The sequence below is a fragment of the Mycobacterium sp. genome, assembly GCF_039583785.1.
In the GTDB taxonomy this organism is placed as follows: Bacteria; Actinomycetota; Actinomycetes; order Mycobacteriales; family Mycobacteriaceae; genus Mycobacterium.
The window spans coordinates 76,127-78,411 of record NZ_JAVKSG010000011.1 but is presented as its reverse complement, the minus strand read 5'-3'; the positions used below and the strand labels follow the sequence as shown (position 1 = coordinate 78,411).

General features: G+C 70.3%; 3 protein-coding genes and 1 pseudogene. 3 read left to right on the top strand and 1 reads right to left on the bottom strand.

Annotated elements, in window-relative coordinates:
* Positions 1–137, bottom strand: a pseudogene (locus ABDV69_RS06605) (lysoplasmalogenase); the annotation flags it as partial.
* Here ABDV69_RS06605 and ABDV69_RS06600 point away from each other — a divergent pair.
* The 3 genes from ABDV69_RS06600 to ABDV69_RS06590 form a co-directional block, all read left to right on the top strand.
* Entirely contained in the window at positions 136–1,083 is a 948-nt protein-coding gene (locus ABDV69_RS06600; protein ID WP_343572719.1) for an alpha/beta hydrolase, read from the top strand. The pseudogene ABDV69_RS06605 and the gene ABDV69_RS06600 sit on opposite strands and share 2 nt — an antisense overlap.
* A gap of 4 nt (positions 1,084–1,087) precedes the next feature.
* Positions 1,088–2,047: an alpha/beta hydrolase gene (locus tag ABDV69_RS06595; RefSeq protein ID WP_343572717.1), complete on the top strand. Its 960-nt coding sequence runs from the start codon at positions 1,088–1,090 to the stop codon at positions 2,045–2,047.
* On the top strand, positions 2,047–2,285 hold a 239-nt coding region (locus ABDV69_RS06590; protein ID WP_343572716.1), incomplete at its 3' end, for an NAD(P)-binding protein. The genes ABDV69_RS06595 and ABDV69_RS06590, both read left to right, overlap by 1 nt.

Genomic DNA, 2,285 nt, shown 5'->3' with positions numbered 1-2,285 from the left:
CCCCACACCCCGGTCAGTTCGACGCCCGGCGGCGACCGGAGCGCCACGATAGTCAGGAATACGCCGTAGGCGATGCCGGCCCACCCGCCGGCCACCCAGGCGCCGAGCATCACCCGCGGTGCGTACGGTGTCTGCATGCCCAGCTCCGACGCCGGATCCGCCATCGATCCCATCCTGCAGAAGGTACTGGACGCGGTTCCGTTCCGATTATCCGCCGACGACGGCGTCGACGCGGCCCGCCAGGCGCTACGCGACCTGCCGCGCCGCAGCTTTTATCCCGAACTCCGAGTGCAAGACCGCGCCATCGACGGGCCGGCCGGCCCGATCAACATCCGGATCTACTGGCCGCCAACCGATGACGCCGCGCCACCGGTGGTGATGTTTTTTCACGGCGGCGGCTTTGTCGTCGGCGACCTCGACACCCACGACGGCACCGCCCGTCAGCACGCCGTCGGCGCCTCGGCCGTGGTGGTGTCGGTCGAGTACCGGCTGGCGCCCGAACACCCCTACCCCGCCGCGATCGACGACGCCTGGGCCGCAACGCAATGGGTCGCCGAGCACGGCAGTGAGCTCGGCGCCGACGCGAGTCGGCTTGCGGTGGCGGGAGATTCCGCCGGCGGCAACATCTCGGCGGTCATCGCGCAGCGTTCGCGTGATGAGGGCGGCGCGCCCATCGCGTTCCAGCTGCTCTGGTACCCGGCGACGCTGTGGGACTCGTCGCTGCCGTCGTTCAGCGAAAACCACGGCGCGCCAGTGCTGGACAGCGCGGCCGTCGCCGCGTTCAGCCGGTACTACGCGGGCGAGATCAACCTGTTCGATCCACCGGTCGGGATGGCGCCGGGCCGAGCCGCGAACCTGGCCGATCTGCCCGCCGCCTACATCGGTGTCGCCGGCCACGATCCGCTGCGCGACGACGGAAAGCGCTACGGCGAGCTGCTCGCCGCCGCCGGCGTTCCGGTCCAGGTGCACAACGCCGAGACGATGGTGCACGGCTACCTCGGCTACGCCGGAGTAGTGCCCGCGGCGACCGAGGCGATGGATCGCGGGCTGGCCGCGCTGCGCGCGGCGCTGCACGTACGGTAGGGCCATGACGGAGCCGACCATCGCCCGACCACAGATCGATCCGACGCTGAAGGTCCTGCTCGACGCCTTCCCGATGACCTTCAAGGCATCCGACGGCGTCGAAGTGGCCCGCGCGCGGCTGCGCCAACTCCAGGCACCCCCGGAGATGCTGCCGGATCTGCGTATCGAAAACCGCACCATCGCGCACGGCGACCTCACCGACATCCCGGTCCGCATCTACTGGCCGCAGTCCGAGCCCGGCAGCCTGCCGATCGTCGTCTTCTACCACGGCGGGGGCTTCGCGCTCGGCGACCTGGACACCCACGACCCGGTCGCGCGGGCGCACGCCGTTGGCGCCGACGCGATCGTGGTGTCCGTCGACTACCGGCTGGCCCCGGAGCACCCCTTCCCGGCCGGACTCAACGACTGCTGGGCCGCGCTGCAGTGGGTCGCCGAGCACGCCACCGAGCTGGGCGGCAACCCTGACCGCATTGCTGTCGCCGGCGACTCGGCCGGCGGCAACCTGGCCGCGGTGATCGCCCAGCGGGCCCGCGACGAGGGCGGACCGGCGCTGGCGTTCCAGCTGCTCTGGTACCCGAGCATCACCGCCGACCTGTCGCTGCCGTCGTTCAGCGAGAACGCCAATGCTCCGATCCTGGACCGCGACGTCATCGATGCGTTCCTGAGCTGGTATGTCCCGGGCGTCGACATCAGCGACCCCAAGGCGCTGCCAGCCGCCCTTGCCCCGTGCAACGCCGCCGATCTCTCCGGGCTGGCCCCGGCCTTCATCGGCAGCGCCGAACACGACCCGCTGCGCGACGACGCCGCCCTGTACGCGAAGCTGCTCAACGTGGCCGGTACACCCGCCGAGTTGAGCAACGAGGGCACCCTGGTACACGGCTACGTCAGCTTTGCACTGCTCATCCCGGCCGCGGCGGAGGCGACCAACCGCGGTCTGGCCGCCCTGAAAGCAGCACTGCACTAGTGAGTGGCTCTCGGCCCGACTACCACTGCCTGATCGTCGGTGCGGGGTTCTCCGGCATCGGCGCCGGGATCAAACTCGACCAGGAAGGCTTCAGCGACTACCTCATCGTCGAAGCCGGCGACGAGGTCGGCGGAACCTGGTACTGGAACACCTATCCCGGCATCGCGGTGGACATTCCGTCGGCGTCGTACCAGTTCTCGTTCGAGCAGCGACCGGACTGGTCGCGCACCTACGCGCG